18 protein-coding genes are annotated in these 14,819 nt (G+C 64.8%); 17 read left to right on the plus strand and 1 reads right to left on the minus strand.

All coding sequences use genetic code 11. The features are described 5' to 3' along the window. Nucleotide 1: 1 nt before the first annotated feature. A complete protein-coding gene (locus tag ABZ728_RS13160) occupies nt 2-499 on the plus strand; it encodes a phage baseplate assembly protein V (protein ID WP_366656625.1) in 498 nt (165 codons plus the stop codon). Here ABZ728_RS13160 and ABZ728_RS13165 read toward each other — a convergent pair. Further along, complete coding sequence (locus tag ABZ728_RS13165; RefSeq protein WP_366656626.1) at nt 492-1,259, minus strand: hypothetical protein; 768 nt, start codon at nt 1,257-1,259, stop codon at nt 492-494. The genes ABZ728_RS13160 and ABZ728_RS13165 overlap by 8 nt on opposite strands. 69 nt (nt 1,260-1,328) lie before the next feature. Between ABZ728_RS13165 and ABZ728_RS13170 the strand changes: the two genes are divergently transcribed. From ABZ728_RS13170 to ABZ728_RS13245, 16 genes are all read left to right on the plus strand, one after another. Continuing rightward, nucleotides 1,329-1,625 carry a PAAR domain-containing protein gene (locus ABZ728_RS13170; RefSeq protein WP_366656627.1) on the plus strand — a complete coding sequence of 99 codons (297 nt, stop codon included), beginning with the start codon at nt 1,329-1,331 and terminating at the stop codon, nt 1,623-1,625. Between the two features lie 13 nt (nt 1,626-1,638). Beyond that, complete coding sequence (locus ABZ728_RS13175) at nt 1,639-1,980, plus strand: GPW/gp25 family protein (RefSeq protein WP_366656628.1); 342 nt, start codon at nt 1,639-1,641, stop codon at nt 1,978-1,980. Beyond that, nucleotides 1,977-2,891: a baseplate J/gp47 family protein gene (locus ABZ728_RS13180; protein ID WP_366656629.1), complete on the plus strand. Its 915-nt coding sequence runs from the start codon at nt 1,977-1,979 to the stop codon at nt 2,889-2,891. Before ABZ728_RS13175 ends, ABZ728_RS13180 begins: the two co-directional genes overlap by 4 nt. 4 nt (nt 2,892-2,895) lie before the next feature. Then, nucleotides 2,896-3,297 (plus strand): hypothetical protein, encoded by a 402-nt coding sequence (locus tag ABZ728_RS13185; protein WP_366656630.1) that lies wholly within the window; start codon nt 2,896-2,898, stop codon nt 3,295-3,297. Continuing rightward, complete coding sequence (locus tag ABZ728_RS13190) at nt 3,294-3,752, plus strand: hypothetical protein (protein WP_366656631.1); 459 nt, start codon at nt 3,294-3,296, stop codon at nt 3,750-3,752. Before ABZ728_RS13185 ends, ABZ728_RS13190 begins: the two co-directional genes overlap by 4 nt. Nucleotides 3,753-3,783: 31 nt before the next feature. After that, on the plus strand, nt 3,784-6,018 hold the full coding sequence (locus ABZ728_RS13195) for a phage tail protein I (RefSeq protein ID WP_366656632.1): 2,235 nt from the start codon (nt 3,784-3,786) through the stop codon (nt 6,016-6,018). Beyond that, nucleotides 6,011-7,315 carry a phage tail protein gene (locus tag ABZ728_RS13200; protein WP_366656634.1) on the plus strand — a complete coding sequence of 435 codons (1,305 nt, stop codon included), beginning with the start codon at nt 6,011-6,013 and terminating at the stop codon, nt 7,313-7,315. The genes ABZ728_RS13195 and ABZ728_RS13200 overlap by 8 nt, the downstream gene beginning before the upstream one ends. Further along, a complete protein-coding gene (locus ABZ728_RS13205; protein ID WP_366656635.1) occupies nt 7,312-7,659 on the plus strand; it encodes a tail fiber assembly protein in 348 nt (115 codons plus the stop codon). The genes ABZ728_RS13200 and ABZ728_RS13205 overlap by 4 nt, the downstream gene beginning before the upstream one ends. 89 nt (nt 7,660-7,748) lie before the next feature. Then, nucleotides 7,749-8,942: a phage tail sheath subtilisin-like domain-containing protein gene (locus tag ABZ728_RS13210; protein WP_366656636.1), complete on the plus strand. Its 1,194-nt coding sequence runs from the start codon at nt 7,749-7,751 to the stop codon at nt 8,940-8,942. Next, nucleotides 8,939-9,436, plus strand: coding sequence for a phage major tail tube protein (locus ABZ728_RS13215; RefSeq protein WP_366656637.1), 498 nt, complete (start codon nt 8,939-8,941; stop codon nt 9,434-9,436). Before ABZ728_RS13210 ends, ABZ728_RS13215 begins: the two co-directional genes overlap by 4 nt. Nucleotides 9,437-9,483: 47 nt before the next feature. Then, nucleotides 9,484-9,744 (plus strand): phage tail assembly protein, encoded by a 261-nt coding sequence (locus ABZ728_RS13220; RefSeq protein WP_366656638.1) that lies wholly within the window; start codon nt 9,484-9,486, stop codon nt 9,742-9,744. Nucleotides 9,745-9,773: 29 nt separating this feature from the next. Beyond that, a complete protein-coding gene (locus ABZ728_RS13225) occupies nt 9,774-9,914 on the plus strand; it encodes a GpE family phage tail protein (RefSeq protein ID WP_366656639.1) in 141 nt (46 codons plus the stop codon). After that, nucleotides 9,907-12,435, plus strand: coding sequence for a phage tail tape measure protein (locus ABZ728_RS13230; RefSeq protein ID WP_366656640.1), 2,529 nt, complete (start codon nt 9,907-9,909; stop codon nt 12,433-12,435). The genes ABZ728_RS13225 and ABZ728_RS13230 overlap by 8 nt, the downstream gene beginning before the upstream one ends. 94 nt (nt 12,436-12,529) lie before the next feature. Further along, nucleotides 12,530-14,170 carry a pentapeptide repeat-containing protein gene (locus ABZ728_RS13235; protein ID WP_366656641.1) on the plus strand — a complete coding sequence of 547 codons (1,641 nt, stop codon included), beginning with the start codon at nt 12,530-12,532 and terminating at the stop codon, nt 14,168-14,170. 48 nt (nt 14,171-14,218) lie between these two features. After that, complete coding sequence (locus tag ABZ728_RS13240; RefSeq protein WP_366656642.1) at nt 14,219-14,608, plus strand: phage tail protein; 390 nt, start codon at nt 14,219-14,221, stop codon at nt 14,606-14,608. Next, nucleotides 14,605-14,817 (plus strand): tail protein X, encoded by a 213-nt coding sequence (locus tag ABZ728_RS13245; RefSeq protein ID WP_366656643.1) that lies wholly within the window; start codon nt 14,605-14,607, stop codon nt 14,815-14,817. Before ABZ728_RS13240 ends, ABZ728_RS13245 begins: the two co-directional genes overlap by 4 nt. Nucleotides 14,818-14,819: the final 2 nt, after the last annotated feature.

Consider the following 14,819-nt stretch of genomic DNA (forward strand, 5'->3'; position numbering starts at 1 on the left):
CATGCCAGAACGCCGCCACCTGACCCGCGACCTGTCCGACGTCGAACGCCAGGTCAACGGCGTGATCCGCTATGCCCAGGTGACCGAGGTCAATCACACCGCCGCGCGTGTCCGGATCGCCGACGGGCCGATCGTCAGCAACTGGATCCGCTGGGCCGAAGCCCGCGCCGGCGCCGACCGCACCTGGGATCCGCCAACCATCGGCGAGCGCGTCATCGTTGTCTGTCCGGGCGGCGATCTGAACAACGGCACCGTCATCGCCCGGCTCAACTGCACCGACAACCCGCCACCCGATGACCGGCCGGCGGTGGACAAACGCGCCTATGCCGACGGCACGGTGGTCGAACATGACGGCCAGGCCGGCACCACCCGGCTCACGACGCCCGGGCGCGTGACCGTTGAAGCGGAAGGCGGTATCGCGCTACGCTCGAAAGGGGCAATCGACATCCGGGCCGAGGGGCCGATCACGATCAACGGAGCGACGGTGGATATTAACTGATAAAATATGTATTATGCGCTGGGTTATCAAGACTAAGATCGATAATATTCATGGTAGTTGGAATTTTTCTTTCGATTTTTTGGATAATCATCTCGTCGACTTCTATATCGAGCCAATTATCTGGTTTGATTTTCATGTATTCTCTCTCAATATCACCCTTAGAAACCTTTATGTTCTGTATTTCATTAGACTGGTTTCTTGCATATTTGTATATATTATTAGACATTTTGCTGAGGATAATAGCATTATAAGATAAAGCGATTTTATCCGAAGTAACTCTATTTTCATAATGCTCTTTCATCCTTGCTTCGTGAATTTGATATGTATTCATCATGTGAAACATGTATCTTGCAGAATTAATATCTAAATATTCTATAGAATTCGTAATTGATGTAAGTAATTTTACTGGAGGTCGGATGCGAGTTTCGGGGTTTAGTAAGTGCTTATTAAGACATTTCCTCGCATAATCTTCCATTTCATGGAGTTCGATACATACTTCATTTCTGTACCTGAATGATCGAACCAAATTTATATCGCGTTTTTCATCATCGTACTTTTTTATTTGGGATTTCTGTATTTTAATTTGTCTTGTCAAAAAATAAACTGTAATAATTGCGCCAATTAACGCCAAGATTCCAGATGCCAAAGTTTGCCATTCATATAGATTATTTATAAAGACATTAAACATACTGTCCGTCGGATGATAATGTTTCTCACTCAATTCACTTAGCGCTGCTTTTACTATGATTGCATGAAGCATTATGATATACAGCCGTTCACAAGAATTATCCGATGTTTTCTAGTATACCAAATAAGCACGATAAACGAAATGCCCCCAGCCACCCGCCTCGGCGATCTCTGCACCGGCCATGACTGCTGGCCGTCCCGGCCGTCGGTTGCCGGCAACGGCGATGTCCGGATCGAGGGCGCGGCCGCGCATCGCGTCGGCGACGCCTGGGACGTGCATTGCTGCGTCGATCGACCCACCGACTGCCATGCCGGGGTTTTGGCGGCCGGGTCGGGCACCGTGCGGATCAACGGCCGCCCGGCCGGGCGGATCGGCGACCCGGTGAGTTGCGGCTCGGTGGTCGCCACCGGCGCCGCCACGGTGCGCATCGGCGGATAATCGAGGTTTTCCCATGCAAGGAATGAACGCCATCACCGGCCAGTCTCTGGCCGGAACGGATCATCTCGCCCAGTCGATCCGCGATATCCTGACCACCCGGGTCGGCACGCGGGTCATGCGCCGGGAGTACGGCTCGGACCTGCCGCGTCTGGTCGACGCCCCGCTGACGCCGGCGACCGTGGTCGATTTCTATGCCGCCACCGCAAAGGCCCTGCGCCGGTGGGAGCCGCGCCTGCGGCTGACCCGCGTTCAGGCAGTGTCCGGATCGCGCCCCGGCCAGGTGGTCTTGAGCTTGACCGGCCGGGTCGTCGCCGACAATCAATCCGTTTCCCTGACCGTGGAGCTGTCGCCATGACCGACCTCGATATTCCGCCGGTGCGCGCCTATGCCGGGGTGGATCTGGCCAGTTTCGAGCCGCCGCCGATCGTCGACGAGGGCGACTTCGAGGCAATCCATGCCGAGATGCGCGCCGAGTTCGTCCGGCGCTATCCCGATTACTCGGCCATGGTCGAGTCCGATCCGGTTTCGGCGCTGCTGCAGGCCAATGCCTGGCGCGAGCTGCTGTTGCGCCAGCGCATCAACGAGGCCTCGCGCGCCACGCTGCTGGCCAGCGCCCGGGGTGAGGATCTCGACCGCAAGGCGTGGGACCTGTCGCAAACCCGCCGCCTGCTGATCAAGCCCGGCGACCCGGACGCCCTGCCGCCGGTACCGCCGGTCTGGGAGGACGACGACGCCCTGCGCGAACGCGCGCAGCTGGCGCTGTACCGGCTGAGCGTGGCCGGGCCGGACAATGCCTATATCTCCGCCGCCCGCGATGCGCATCCGGCGATCAAGTCGGCGTCCGTCGCCAGTCCGGAACCGGGCCGGGTCATCGTCACGGTGCTGACCCGCGAGGGCAAGGGCGTTCCGGGACCGGAAGTGCTGGAGGCGGTCGATACCGCGCTGTCTGCCCGCGATGTCCGGCCGCTGACCGACCGGGTCGAGATCCGCGCCGCCGCGATCCTCACGTACCGGGTCGAGGCCAGGCTTCGGGTCTATGACGGCCCCGATGCCGAGGTGGTGCGCGCCGAGGCCGACAAGCGTCTGCGGACCTACGTTGCCGCCCGTCACCGGCTGGGCGATCCGGTCACCCGCTCCGGCCTTTTTGCCGCCCTGTCGCCGCCGGGCGTTCAGCTCGTCACCCTCGACAGCCCGGCCGATCACATCCTGCCCACGGCGCATGAGGCGGCGTGGTGCGAAGCCATCACCATTACCCTGGAGGAATAGCCCCATGGCCCTGACACCCCTTGGCACCGACACCGCGGTGGCCGCGCTGGCGGCGGCCGCGACGTCCCTGTCGCTGCACGGCGACGATCCCGGCGCCGACGGCGCCCAGGAGATCGACGGCGGCGCCTATGCCCGCCGCCCCGTGACCTGGAGCGAACCGGAGAACGGCGCGGTTGCCGCCACCGGCACGATCGGCTTCGAGGTGCCGGCCGGCGCCGTCGTCTCTCATATCGGCCTGTGGTCGGAGGCCGGCGGCTTTCTGGCGAAGATCAGCGTGCCGGAAGAGATGTTCGGCTCGGCCGGCGAATATCGCGTGACCGAACTGACGCTGACCGTCGGCGACTGCCCGGCGCCGACTGACGGCCAATCGGGTGACGGGGGCAGTGAAACCGGGGGCGGGGCATGACCGCGCTGGTCTTTCCCGGTGAGGCCGACGCCGAGGGCTGGGCGCCGGTGGTCGCAGCCCATCACCGCCCGGACGACCTGGCGCCCGACCGCCGGGCCCAGGGCATCGCGGTCGATGCCTGGGACCCGCCCGCCGATACCGCGTTCCGGACCCATGCCGCCTTCGTCCGGCTCGAGACCGGCGCGCTCGATCATCGCCCGATTGCCCGGCCGGTCGATCCTCGCCGGGTTCGCGCGCTGTTCACCCATGCCGAACGCCGGGCGATCAAGCTGGGCGACAGCCTGGACGCGGCCCAAGCTGCCGACCTTGCCATCCTCTGGGAAGACGTCTTCGACCGCGAGACCGTCACCCTCGACGATCCGGCACTGACCGAACTGCTCGACTGGCTGGTCGCCCGCGATCTGCTGACCGTCGAGCGCCGGGACGCCATCGCATCAGGCCACGCGCCTGCCTGACCTGCGGCCCCGCTCCATTCCATAGGCCCCCATGACCGAACCCGCGCCTTATCTCGTCGGCAGCGATCAGCTGACCGACGGGACCGGTCTGCGCGGAATCGGGGCCGACGGTACCGTCCGTTGGAGCCGAGAGACACGAGCGACGGCGCTGGCCCACCATCGCGACGGCTGGCTGGTCGCCGGTGGTGCCAGCCGTGTCCGGCGTCTCGATCGCGACGGGGTGGAGATCTGGTCGGCGGAGGCCGGCGGGACCCTGCGCGCCGTCGCCGTCAACCTGGCCGGAACCGTGGTCGCGGCGACCGCCAGCGGCGTGGCCGCCTTCGACGCCGACGGCGCGCCGCTGTGGACGGTACCCAGCGGCTCGGACGTCTGGGGCGTCGCCATCGGCCGCGACGGCGGCATCGCGCTGGCCCGGGTCGATGGCCGGGTCGAGCGCCGCGACGCCGACGGTGCCCTGATCTGGGCGGTCGAGCGGGGCGCCGCCGCGATCGCGGTCGCGCTGACCTCCGCCGGCGGCGTCATTGCCGCCGGCAGCGCCGACGGCGATGGCCGGCATCTGAACGTCCATGATGCCGATGGCGCGCCACGCTGGTCGGCATCGTTCGGCACGGCGCCTTATCTCTGGGCGGTGGCGGTCGATGATCGCGGCCATGTCACGGTCGGCGGCGCTCCCGACGCCGGCATCGTCGCCCGCCAGTACACCGGCGACGGTGACGTCGTCTGGTCGAGCACCGCCGGCAACCCGGGCCAGATCCGCGCCCTGTCGGTGACGCCGGACGGGACGGTGCTGACCGCCGGCGCCTGGGGCAGTGGTCCGAAGGCGGCGCTGCTCGATGCCGGGTCCGGCACCGTGATCTGGACCGATACCAGCTTCGACCGCGCTGCCTCGACGGCGGCCGCACCGGGCGTGCGCGGCGGCGGACACTGGCGCCACGAGGCCGAACGGGCGGCGCACTCCCGGGCCACGGCGACGCTTGCGGCCACCGGCGGTAAGCGAACCGGCGGTGGCGGCGAGATCGCCGCGGCGGCCAGGGTCAATCCGATGGTCGTTCGCCGATCGGGCGAAGCGGCGGCCCTGACGGTGGGGGTGATCGGGGCCGCCGCGGCCGCGAGAACAGCCCGCGTCGTCGGCAACGCGCGGGCCGCCGTAGATCTTCCAGCGGCTGCCTTCAGACTGACCCGGACACCGGCAACGATCAAGACGGCCGTAACCCTTGGGACGGTTGGTGTTGCCCTCACGACCGCGCCGACCGAACCGCCGATCGTCGGCGCCGACGTCACGGTCACGGCAGGGGCCAGTCTCGACGTGTCAGCAGGCCGGGTTATCGTCGGAACGGCAGCAGTCCTGGCCGTCGGGATGATGACCGGAACCGGCCGCAAGCGGGCCGACCGCAGCGGGTCGATCACTTTCACGTTCGGGATCGCGGGGCATGGTCGGCCGCACCGGCGGGATATCCTCGATCTCGTCGTCGGCGGTACCGGACGGGCGGCCACAACCGGGCTTCGGGCAAATGCCGCCTCACTGTGGGCCAGGAGCACCAGCGACGCCACCACGACCGCCATCCATCACGGCCGGGCGGGTGTCCGCATCGGGTCCCACGGCCGGGCGGCGTTCGCGACCGCCAAACCGACGCCGACGCTGCTGCCGTCCAGCGCCACCAACGAGATGCGCGCGCTCGAGGCCGTGACCGTTCGCGCCACCGATCTGCCGACCCTGCACCGGCACAACGCCGATCCGGAGCGGGTCCGCTCGCAGCTGCTGCCCTGGCAGGCCTGGGAGCGGGCCGTCGACATCTGGGACACGACCTGGCCCGACGCCACCAAGCGCGCGGTTTCCGGCCGCGCCATCGCCACCCACCGCATCCGGGGCACACCGGCGGCGGTGGAATCGGCACTCGCCAGCCTCGGCGTCGACGATGCCGTACTGACCGAATGGTTCGAGGATACGCCCGAAGGCCCGCCCTACACCTTCCGCGCCACTGTCACCCGCGCCGGCGGCATCGAGCGCGGCCTGACCCGCAATCTCGGCCGCGCCGTCGCCGCCTCCAAGAACACCCGCAGCCACATGACCCGGCTGACCCTGGTCGTGCCCATGGTCGCGACCACGCTCCATGCCGCCCCGGCCGCCTTGGCCGGCCAAGCGGTCACCGTCGCCCCGGTCTGGGATCCGCCGGGACCGATCGCCGGAACCGCCGCCGGGGCGGGCGCGATCCATACCGTCACGGCCGTCACCGTGCCCGCTCACCATGAGGATACCGATGCCTGACCAGGACTATTACACCATCCTGACCGATACCGGCCGGGGCGAGCTGGCCGCCGCCATGGCCGATGACAGTCCGCTGGGCATCGCCGAGGCGGCGCTGGGCGATGGCGGCGGCCAAAGCTACGACCCGACGCCGGACCAGACGGCACTGGTCGGCGAATGGCATCGCCGGCCGGTCAACCGGATCACCGTCGATCCCGCCAACCCGCATTGGGTGGTGGTCGAGGTAGTAGTGCCGATGTCGGTCGGCGGGCATTACGTGCGCGAGGTCGGGCTGGTCGACAGTGACGGCGCCCTGATCGCGATCGCGAAATTCCCGCCGACCTACAAGCCGACCCTGATCGCCGGTACCGGCTCCGACCTGATCATCCGGGTGATCCTGGAGGTGGCCAACGCGGATTCGGTCGAACTGCTGATCGACCCGACAGTGGTCACGGCCAGTCGCGCCTATGTCGACCAGACGGTCGGGGCGATGGCCGGTGATCTGACGCAGGCGATCGGGACGTTGGCCGATGATCTCGATGACGCCGCCTGGCGGCCGGTCATCGACGCGATCGACAAAGCGGACCCGTCCACCGCCGGCCTGCCCACGGCCGCCGCCGTGATCGCCGCCGTCAACGACGCGCTTGCCGCCGGCCTGCGGCCGCGCCGGGTGACCATCCTCGATAATCCGGGCGATCACAGCTACCGCAAGCCCGGCTGGCTGCGGGAAGTCTGGGCGATCGGCACGGCCGCCGGCGGCGGGGGCGGCGGCACTGAAGCCGGGGCGGGCGGCGAAGCGGTCGGATCGGGTGGCGGCGCCGGCGGCACCTTTCTCCGGCGCCGGCCGGCAACGGCCCTGAACACGACCGAGAATATCCGCGTCGGCTGGGGCGGACCCGGCGGATACGGCCACGATCAGGGCGGTCATGGCGGGGCGACGTCGTTTGGCGCCCACGCCACGGCGACCGGCGGGCGCGGCGGTGGCGGGTCCGTCAACCGTGATAGCGGGACGGGGCGCGGCAGTGGCGGGCTCGGTGGCAGCGCCCATGGCGGCGACCTCAATCTCGGCGGTCAGGCAGGCGGATCGGCACCGGTGATCCGGGGGCGCGGCGTTCCCAGCGGCTTCGGCGGCGCCAGCTTCTGGGGTGGTGGCGGTATCAGCCGGATGAACAGCTATGTCGTGATCGACGGCACTGACGGCACCGCGCCCGGGAGCGGTGGCGGCGGGGCAAGCACGAACTACAAGAACGCCCATGGCCGGGGCGGTCGCGGCGCCCACGGGCTGATGATGCTGATCGAACTGGAGGCTTTGGCATGAAAGCACTGATCCATCAGGGGCGGATCGAACAGATCGAAGGCGAAGCGTTCCCGGTGGCGGCACCGCTCTATTGGGTCGACGCGCCCGACGACGCCGAGGTCGGCTGGCACTACGACGGCACGGTCTTCGCTCCGCCCCCAACTGATACCGGAACGGTCACCTGGCCCGCGATCCGCCGCGAGCGCGACGACCGCCTGATCGCCAGCGACTGGACCCAGTTGCCCGACGCGGATCTGGGCGACGCGGAACGACAGGCCTGGCGCAGCTATCGCAAGGCCCTGCGCGACATCACCGACGCCTTCGATGACCCGGCGGCGGTTGTCTGGCCGGATCCGCCGAAGTGACCCTGCAGCCACCCGCCGCCTGACCCCATCAACACCACCCGCCAACGAGCGGGTTTTTTCATGCCCAATTCATGCCCAAAGGAGGCTCAATGCCCGACAGCTTTCTCCATGGCGTCGAGGTCGTCGAGATCGACCACGGCCCGCGCCCGATCCGCACGGTGCGCTCGAGCGTCATCGGCGTTGTCGGCACCGCGCCTGAAGCCGATGCCGAGGCGTTTCCGCTCGATACACCCATACTTGTCGCCGGCAGTCGCCGCGAGGCGGCCAAACTGGGCGAGGCCGGCACGCTGCCCGACGCGCTTGCCTCCATCTTCGACCAGGTCGGCGCGATGGTCGTGGTCATCCGCGTCGCCGAGGGCAGCGACGACAGCGACACCCGCGCCAATGTCATCGGCGGGGTCGATGCCGAGACCGACGCCTATACCGGCGTGCATGCGCTGAAGGCCGCCCAGTCCCGGCTGGGGCTGACGCCGCGCCTGCTGGTCGCGCCGGGCTTCACCCATCAGCGTCCGCCCGACCCCGACGATCCCGACCGGCTGCTGGCCAACCCGGTGGTCGCCGCCCTGCAGGCGATCGCGAAGCAGCTGCGCGCCACCATCATCGCCGACGGCCCCGACACCACCGATGAAGCGGCGATCGCCTGTCGCGGCGACTGGGGCAGCGCGCGCGTGTTCCTGGTCGATCCCCATGTCAGGGTCGACCGCGGCGGGATCCGCACCGTCCCGGTCAGCGCCGCCGTGGCCGGACTGATCGCGCGCATCGATGCCGAGCGCGGCTTCTGGTGGTCGCCGTCGAACCAGGAACTGTTCGGCATCATCGGTACCGCCCGGCCGGTGGATTTCCGGCTCGGCGACCGCAACGCGCGGGCCAACTATCTGAACGAGAACGACGTCGCCACCGTCATCCGCGAGAACGGCTACCGGCTGTGGGGCAACCGCACCTGCTCGTCGGATCCGCGCTGGGCGTTCCTCAGCGTCCGGCGCACCGCCGACATGGTCAACGAGTCGGTCCAGCGCGCGCATCTCTGGGCCGTCGATCGCGCCATCTCCCGGACGTACATCGAGGACGTGACCGAAGGCGTGAACGGCTATCTGCGCAGCCTCAAGGCGCGGGGCGCGATCCTGGGCGGCGAATGCTGGCCCGATCCCGACCTCAACACGCCCGCCAACATCTCCCAGGGCAAGGTCTACTTCAACTTCGACTTCACCGCGCCGTACCCGGCCGAACACATCACGTTCCGGTCGATGATGACCGACGGCTATCTGGAGGAACTGATCGCATGAAACACCCGCGCGTCATCCGCAACTTCAACCTGTTCGTCGACGGCCAGGGCTTCGCCGGCCGGGTCGAGGAAGCCGAACTGCCCAGTCTCACTCTCAACACCGACGAGTTCCGCGGCGGCGGCATGGATGCCCCCGTCGATGTCGAACTCGGCATGGAGAAGATGGAGTTTACCGCCACCTTCGCCGATTGGGACCCGGATCTGCTGGGCCTGCTCGGTACCAGCAACCAGCCCGTGACCCTGCGCGCCGCCGCCCAGGCGCAGGGCGGGCCGGTGGAACCGATCCGGATCCAGCTTCGCGGCCTGTGGCGCGGTCTGGAACCCGGCGGCGTCAAGGCCGGCGACCGCGCCACGCTCAAGGTCAGCGCCACCCTCGCCTATTACCGCTTCACCCAGGCCGGCACCGACGTGATCGAGATCGACCTGGAGAACATGATCCGGCGCATCCGTGGCGTCGATCAGCTCGCCGACCAGCGGGCTGCCCTGGGTCTCTGACCCGCTGCCCAACCCGCTTCCCTGTTCAAATTGAAAGGATCATCCCCATGGCCCAACGCGCCGCCACCACGCTCACCCTCAACCACCCGGTCACACGCACCGACGACACGGTACTGCGGGAACTGGAGTTCCGCCGTCCCACCGGTCGCGACCTGCGCCAGATGGGGAAGCTGAAGGGATCGCAGATCGACCAGAGCCTGTGGCTGATCGCCAAACTGACCGGCATCGGCCCCGACGAAACAGACTTGCTCGACGGCGAGGACATCAACCGCGCCAGCGAGATCGTCGACGGTTTTTTGTCTCACTGACCCTCGGCCCGGCAGGCGTCGGCGAGGCCATGGCCGATATCGCCGCCGTCTTCCACTGGCCGCTCGCCGACCTGGAGCGCCTCGAAGTGTCGGAACTCGCCTTCTGGCACGACAAGGCGGTCAAGCGCTACCAGGCCATGAGCCAGACGAAAGAACCCCGCCATGTCTGACGCCCAATCGCGGGTCCAGGTCGTCATCTCGGCCATCGATCGGCTGACCGCGCCGCTGCAGCGCATCACCCGCTCGATCGGCCGGCTGTCGACGCCGTTGCGCCGGATCCAGTCCCTGGCCAGCCGCATCGGCCGGGCGACGGGGCTGCAGCGGATCGGACGCGCGGCCGACGCGGCCGCCCGGCGGGTGCGGGTCCTGTCCGATCGCCTGAGCGAAGCCGGCCGCCGGAACCGGGAAGCGCTGTCCGAACGCCACGGCCAGGCCATGGAAGCGGTCGGCATCGGCATGGCGCTTTATGGCGCCATGCGGCCGGCGGTGGCGTTCGAGGATTCCATCGCCCGGGTCGGCGCCGTTGCCAATGCCAGCAGTTCGGACATGGAACGGCTGTCGGCGTCGGCGCGCGAGATCGGCCGGGTGGCACCGGTCGGCGCCTCGGACGCGGCCGACGCCATGGGCTATCTCGGCATGGCCGGCATGGACACCAACGAGATCCTTGCAGCCACGCCCGACCTGGTCAACCTGTCGATCGCCGGCGGGACCGATCTGGCCCGAACGGCGGACATCGCCTCGAACATTCTCAGCGGCTTCAACATGTCCGCCGGCGAAATGGGCACGGTCGCCGACACCATGGCCGCCACCGTAAACTCGGCCAACGTTGACGTCGCGATGCTAGGCGACACCATGGCCTATGTCGCCCCGGCCGCCTCGAGTGCGGGCGCCTCGCTGCAGGAAGTCGCCGCCATGGCCGGCATGCTGGGCGATGTCGGCATCCAGGGCAGCCGGGCGGGCACGGCGCTCAACGCCGTCTATTCGCGGCTGTCCTCGCCGGTGGGCGAAGCGGCCAACGCGCTCGCTGATCTGGGCGTCGAGGCGTCAGACGCCGACGGCAATCTGCGCGCCGTGCCGGATGTTCTGGCGGATCTGTCCCGCCAGGTCGAAGGCATGGGCAGTGCCGAACTGTCCGCGACGATCACGCGGATCTTCGGCCGCGAACCGGCCGCCGCCGTTCAGCAATTGCTGAACCAATCGATCGATGGCTCGCTTTCGGCCTATATCAACGAACTGTCCGACGCCGAAGGCGCGGCCCAGGGCCTTGCCGCGCGCATGGACGATACCACCGGCGGCGCCCTGCGGCGGTTGAGCAGCGCGGCCGAGAGCGTCGCGATCACCGTCGGCAACCTGTTCCTGCCGGCGCTGGCCGATCTGGCGGAGAAGCTGGCGGCCGTCGCCAACTGGGTGACCGATCTGGCCGAACGCTATCCGACCCTGACCCGGTGGATAGGCTATGCCGCCGGCGGGCTGCTGGCGATGCGGGTGGCGATGACCGCCGTCAGCATCGCCTCACTGGTCATGAAGGGCGGGTTGATCGGGGCGGCGCTGGGCGTCACCAAGATGGCGGCCGGCCTGGCGCTGATGCTGTCGCCGGTGGGGCTGGCGATCGGCGCCGTCGCCGCGCTCGCCGCCGGGGCCTATCTGATCTACAGCAACTGGGACAGCGTCGCCGCATGGTTCGGCGGCCTCTGGAACTGGTTCGCCGACACTGCCCAGAGCGCCTTGTCCGCGATCACCGGCTTCCTGTGGGACTGGCATCCCAGCGCTCTGGTGGCACGGGCGGTCAACGGCATTGTCGAAAGCCTGTTCGGCATCGATATGTTCGCGCTGGGGCGGGAATGGATCGGCGCCCTGGCCGACGGCGTCTCCGGCGCCTGGAACAGCTTTACCGACTGGCTGACCGGCGCCATCACGTCGCTGCTCGACTGGATGCCCGATCTGGTCAAAGACAAGCTGGGCATCGAGGTGACGGCAACGCCGCTGTCAGACAGCGAGATCGAGCAACAGGCGGCCGAGACCGCCCGCCGGGAAAGCGCCGGCAATGGCCCGGGACCGGGCAACAGCGGCGAATACCAGGCCGCCTTCGAGCGCGAACGCGACCGGCTGCGGGCGGAGAACGCGCGGATCCGGCGCGAAGCCGCCAACCAGCTCACGCTGCCCGACATGCCAGACATCGCGAACGATACGGCACAACGGCCGGGCGTCGACCTCGATCGCTTCCGCGTCGCCACCCCGACGACGGCAGCCCCAAGGGTTGCCACCTACACTCCCGGATCGACCGCGGCCGCGATGCCGGCGGTCCCGATGCCGACGGCGCCGGCGGTGGACACGGTTTCGATGCCGACCGTGGAATCTGCCATCGACGCCGGCGCCGCCGGGCCCGCGATGCGGGAGCTCGAGGGGCTGGGACAGTCGCTGACGGCGATGGAAGATGACAATGCCGGCATCCAGGCGCAGCTGCAGAACCTCGACGATCCGGAGACGTCGCTGTCCGGCCCGACCATCACACAGCTGGCCGAGGCGGTCGAACAGCCGCAGCCCGACGTGACCGTCAACATCAGCGAGGGCGCGATCGTCATCCAGGTCCAGAACGGCAATACGGAGTCCATCCGCCAGGCCGTCGATCAGGGGCTGCGCCGCTCGGCCACCGACGCGGCCCGCACCGCGCGGGCATCGTTTCATGATTGATTCCTGCCTGCGCGCTGTTCAGAGTCTGAGAAGGACATGAAACAGAAAGACCCCGCGATTGTCCTATGCCAGTCTACCTATAGGAAAATTGACAATGGCCGACGACCACGGCGCCACAGCATCAAACATTAGTGACCTCAGTCCGGCTTCCGAGAATCCTTGGTATGTTCTGGCCACCGTCTATGGTGAACAACATTCAGACAAAATCGACCATGATCTCCACAAGAAGAACATGCGCATATGGAATGCATGGTCATGCCGTGGAATGGATCAAGATATAAAGAAAACTCTACTTAATAGTACACAAAAAGACAGATATGTCGAACGGTTTACGAAAAATGATAAAGAAGACATTGAGAATGCTTTTCGCAATAGGCTGTTGTCTACAGACATAATACCAATTAATACAGAAGTTATACATTTTTCTGATAGTATATTTCATAAAAATCTTAATATGAGCGGGTTTATAATAACCCAAGATATTATTTTCGACCGGTCAAGATTTTGCAAAGAATTTAACCTAAATAACTCATTTATATATAGTCCTATCTCTTTGGATCATTGTGTTTTTGACGGAGATTCTCGTTTTGACGGCGTCTATGTTGGCGATAATGCAGAAATTAGAGGTGCGACTTACAAAGCACAATGCCGATTTGTAGGGACAATATTTAATTTCGGACTTGATGTTTCTGATTCTAAATTCTACGGTAGCCTGCGGCTTGACCATGCGGAAATAAGAAAAGAATCAGAATTCGTCGATGCCATTTTAGGTGCGAATTCAAGTTTTTTTCGCACAAGGTTTAAAGATACAGCTAATTTTATGAATTCAACGTTTAGTGGTGCCGTTCAATTTTGTGAAACGATATTCGATAAAGACACATTTTTTTTGGAGTCCACTCATCACGGAAGCACGAATTTTGTAGATGTAATTTTCCATGGAGTTACAAGCTTCGATGGATCAGTGTTCTATAAACGTTTAGCGATTTCTTATTCAAAATTTGAGAACGACTTAAGTTTTGTTGGGAGCAGGTTCGACGGAATCTTCAAGTTTACTTCAGTAAGATTGTCCGGAATATCGAATTTCAAGCAGTGTAGTTTTGGAAATTTTGCTTTAATTACGAGTTGTATATTTCACAACCAAGCTAATTTTTCCGATGCCACATTCCATAACTATTTTCCTGATTTCGATGGAACGTCAATCCACTCTTCAACTACATTTTCAGCATCAGATATATGCTGGCCGTCCATAAAAACAAAGCCATCTCTTAGCTCAATAGAATCGGTCGGAAAAATTCGGCACGCGATAGCCAATCAGGGTTTACCAGAGGAAGAACACTATTTCTTCCGAAAAGAAATGAGCTTCAGGGCTAGAAGAGGAAAGTTCTGGGATCGCTTACCCTACAGGGCATTTGAATTATTATCGAATTTTGGTCATTCTATCCAACTTCCATTATACTGGCTTCTCACGCTATGGTGCCTGTTCTCTATTGCGTACAAGGCCATCCTCCTGCCGAATGGCATGAGGGAGACGGCAGATCTCGATTTACTGGTCCCGCTCGGCCTTTCGCTCGCCAACACATTCTTTTTGTTCGGATCTTATCGCTTCATCCCGGACGGCCTGTTCGAGCAAGCCTCTGCATGGCTGACGACATTGTCCGCTCTGCAGATCGGCATCAGTTTCATCCTCCTGTTCTGTCTCGGTCTCGCGTTACGGAACCGGTTCCGCCTCCGGTAGCACCTGACCGAGTCTATCCACATACAACTCCAACGACGGAGTCGGTCCATGCCCCTGATGGCACTCGGCGACTATCGCTTCGAGCTCGGCACCGCCGCCTATCAGAGCCTCGAGCGCGGCGAGCGGTACCGGTGGCAGGCCCAGGACCGGTTGGGCCGCCGACCCGCCCAGCAGTTCACCGGCCCCGATGCGCTGGAAATCAAGCTCGACGGCGTGATCTATCCCTATCACCGGGGCGGGCTCGGCCAGGTCGACGCCATGCGGGCAATGGCTAGCCGGGGCGAGCCGCTGGATCTGGTCGACGGCACCGGCCGCGTCTGGGGGCTGTGGTGCATCACGGAAGTGACCGAGACCCAGACCCATTTCCAGCCCGACGGCAGCCCGCGCAAGATCGAGTTCAGCATGAAACTGGTCTGTTTCGGCGAGGACACGACATGACCGCCGCCATCCACCGCACGACCGACGGCGACATGCTCGATGCCATCGTCTGGCGGCACTACGGCCGGACCGACGGCATGGTCGAACGCGTCATCGCCGCCAACCGGCATCTGGAAGGCTATGGCCCGATCCTGCCGGCCGGCATCGAAATCACGCTGCCCCCGCTGCCGACCACTCCGGAACGCCGCGTCACCCGCATCTGGGGATGATC

The organism is Fodinicurvata sp. EGI_FJ10296 (assembly GCF_040712075.1).
Classification (GTDB): Bacteria; Pseudomonadota; Alphaproteobacteria; order DSM-16000; family Inquilinaceae; genus JBFCVL01.

What these genes read in the sequence shown, in the direction of transcription:
- ABZ728_RS13200 (WP_366656634.1), top strand. Translation starts at nt 6,011, where the DNA reads ATGCCTGACCAGGACTATTACACCATCCTGACCGATACCGGCCGGGGC.
- ABZ728_RS13225 (WP_366656639.1), top strand. Translation starts at nt 9,774, where the DNA reads ATGGCCGATATCGCCGCCGTCTTCCACTGGCCGCTCGCCGACCTGGAG.
- ABZ728_RS13190 (WP_366656631.1), top strand. Translation starts at nt 3,294, where the DNA reads ATGACCGCGCTGGTCTTTCCCGGTGAGGCCGACGCCGAGGGCTGGGCG.
- ABZ728_RS13210 (WP_366656636.1), top strand. Translation starts at nt 7,749, where the DNA reads ATGCCCGACAGCTTTCTCCATGGCGTCGAGGTCGTCGAGATCGACCAC.
- ABZ728_RS13245 (WP_366656643.1), top strand. Translation starts at nt 14,605, where the DNA reads ATGACCGCCGCCATCCACCGCACGACCGACGGCGACATGCTCGATGCC.
- ABZ728_RS13175 (WP_366656628.1), top strand. Translation starts at nt 1,639, where the DNA reads ATGCAAGGAATGAACGCCATCACCGGCCAGTCTCTGGCCGGAACGGAT.
- ABZ728_RS13160 (WP_366656625.1), top strand. Translation starts at nt 2, where the DNA reads ATGCCAGAACGCCGCCACCTGACCCGCGACCTGTCCGACGTCGAACGC.
- ABZ728_RS13185 (WP_366656630.1), top strand. Translation starts at nt 2,896, where the DNA reads ATGGCCCTGACACCCCTTGGCACCGACACCGCGGTGGCCGCGCTGGCG.
- ABZ728_RS13215 (WP_366656637.1), top strand. Translation starts at nt 8,939, where the DNA reads ATGAAACACCCGCGCGTCATCCGCAACTTCAACCTGTTCGTCGACGGC.
- ABZ728_RS13170 (WP_366656627.1), top strand. Translation starts at nt 1,329, where the DNA reads ATGCCCCCAGCCACCCGCCTCGGCGATCTCTGCACCGGCCATGACTGC.
- ABZ728_RS13165 (WP_366656626.1), bottom strand. Translation starts at nt 1,259, where the DNA reads ATGCTTCATGCAATCATAGTAAAAGCAGCGCTAAGTGAATTGAGTGAG.
- ABZ728_RS13220 (WP_366656638.1), top strand. Translation starts at nt 9,484, where the DNA reads ATGGCCCAACGCGCCGCCACCACGCTCACCCTCAACCACCCGGTCACA.
- ABZ728_RS13180 (WP_366656629.1), top strand. Translation starts at nt 1,977, where the DNA reads ATGACCGACCTCGATATTCCGCCGGTGCGCGCCTATGCCGGGGTGGAT.
- ABZ728_RS13230 (WP_366656640.1), top strand. Translation starts at nt 9,907, where the DNA reads ATGTCTGACGCCCAATCGCGGGTCCAGGTCGTCATCTCGGCCATCGAT.
- ABZ728_RS13195 (WP_366656632.1), top strand. Translation starts at nt 3,784, where the DNA reads ATGACCGAACCCGCGCCTTATCTCGTCGGCAGCGATCAGCTGACCGAC.
- ABZ728_RS13205 (WP_366656635.1), top strand. Translation starts at nt 7,312, where the DNA reads ATGAAAGCACTGATCCATCAGGGGCGGATCGAACAGATCGAAGGCGAA.
- ABZ728_RS13235 (WP_366656641.1), top strand. Translation starts at nt 12,530, where the DNA reads ATGGCCGACGACCACGGCGCCACAGCATCAAACATTAGTGACCTCAGT.
- ABZ728_RS13240 (WP_366656642.1), top strand. Translation starts at nt 14,219, where the DNA reads ATGCCCCTGATGGCACTCGGCGACTATCGCTTCGAGCTCGGCACCGCC.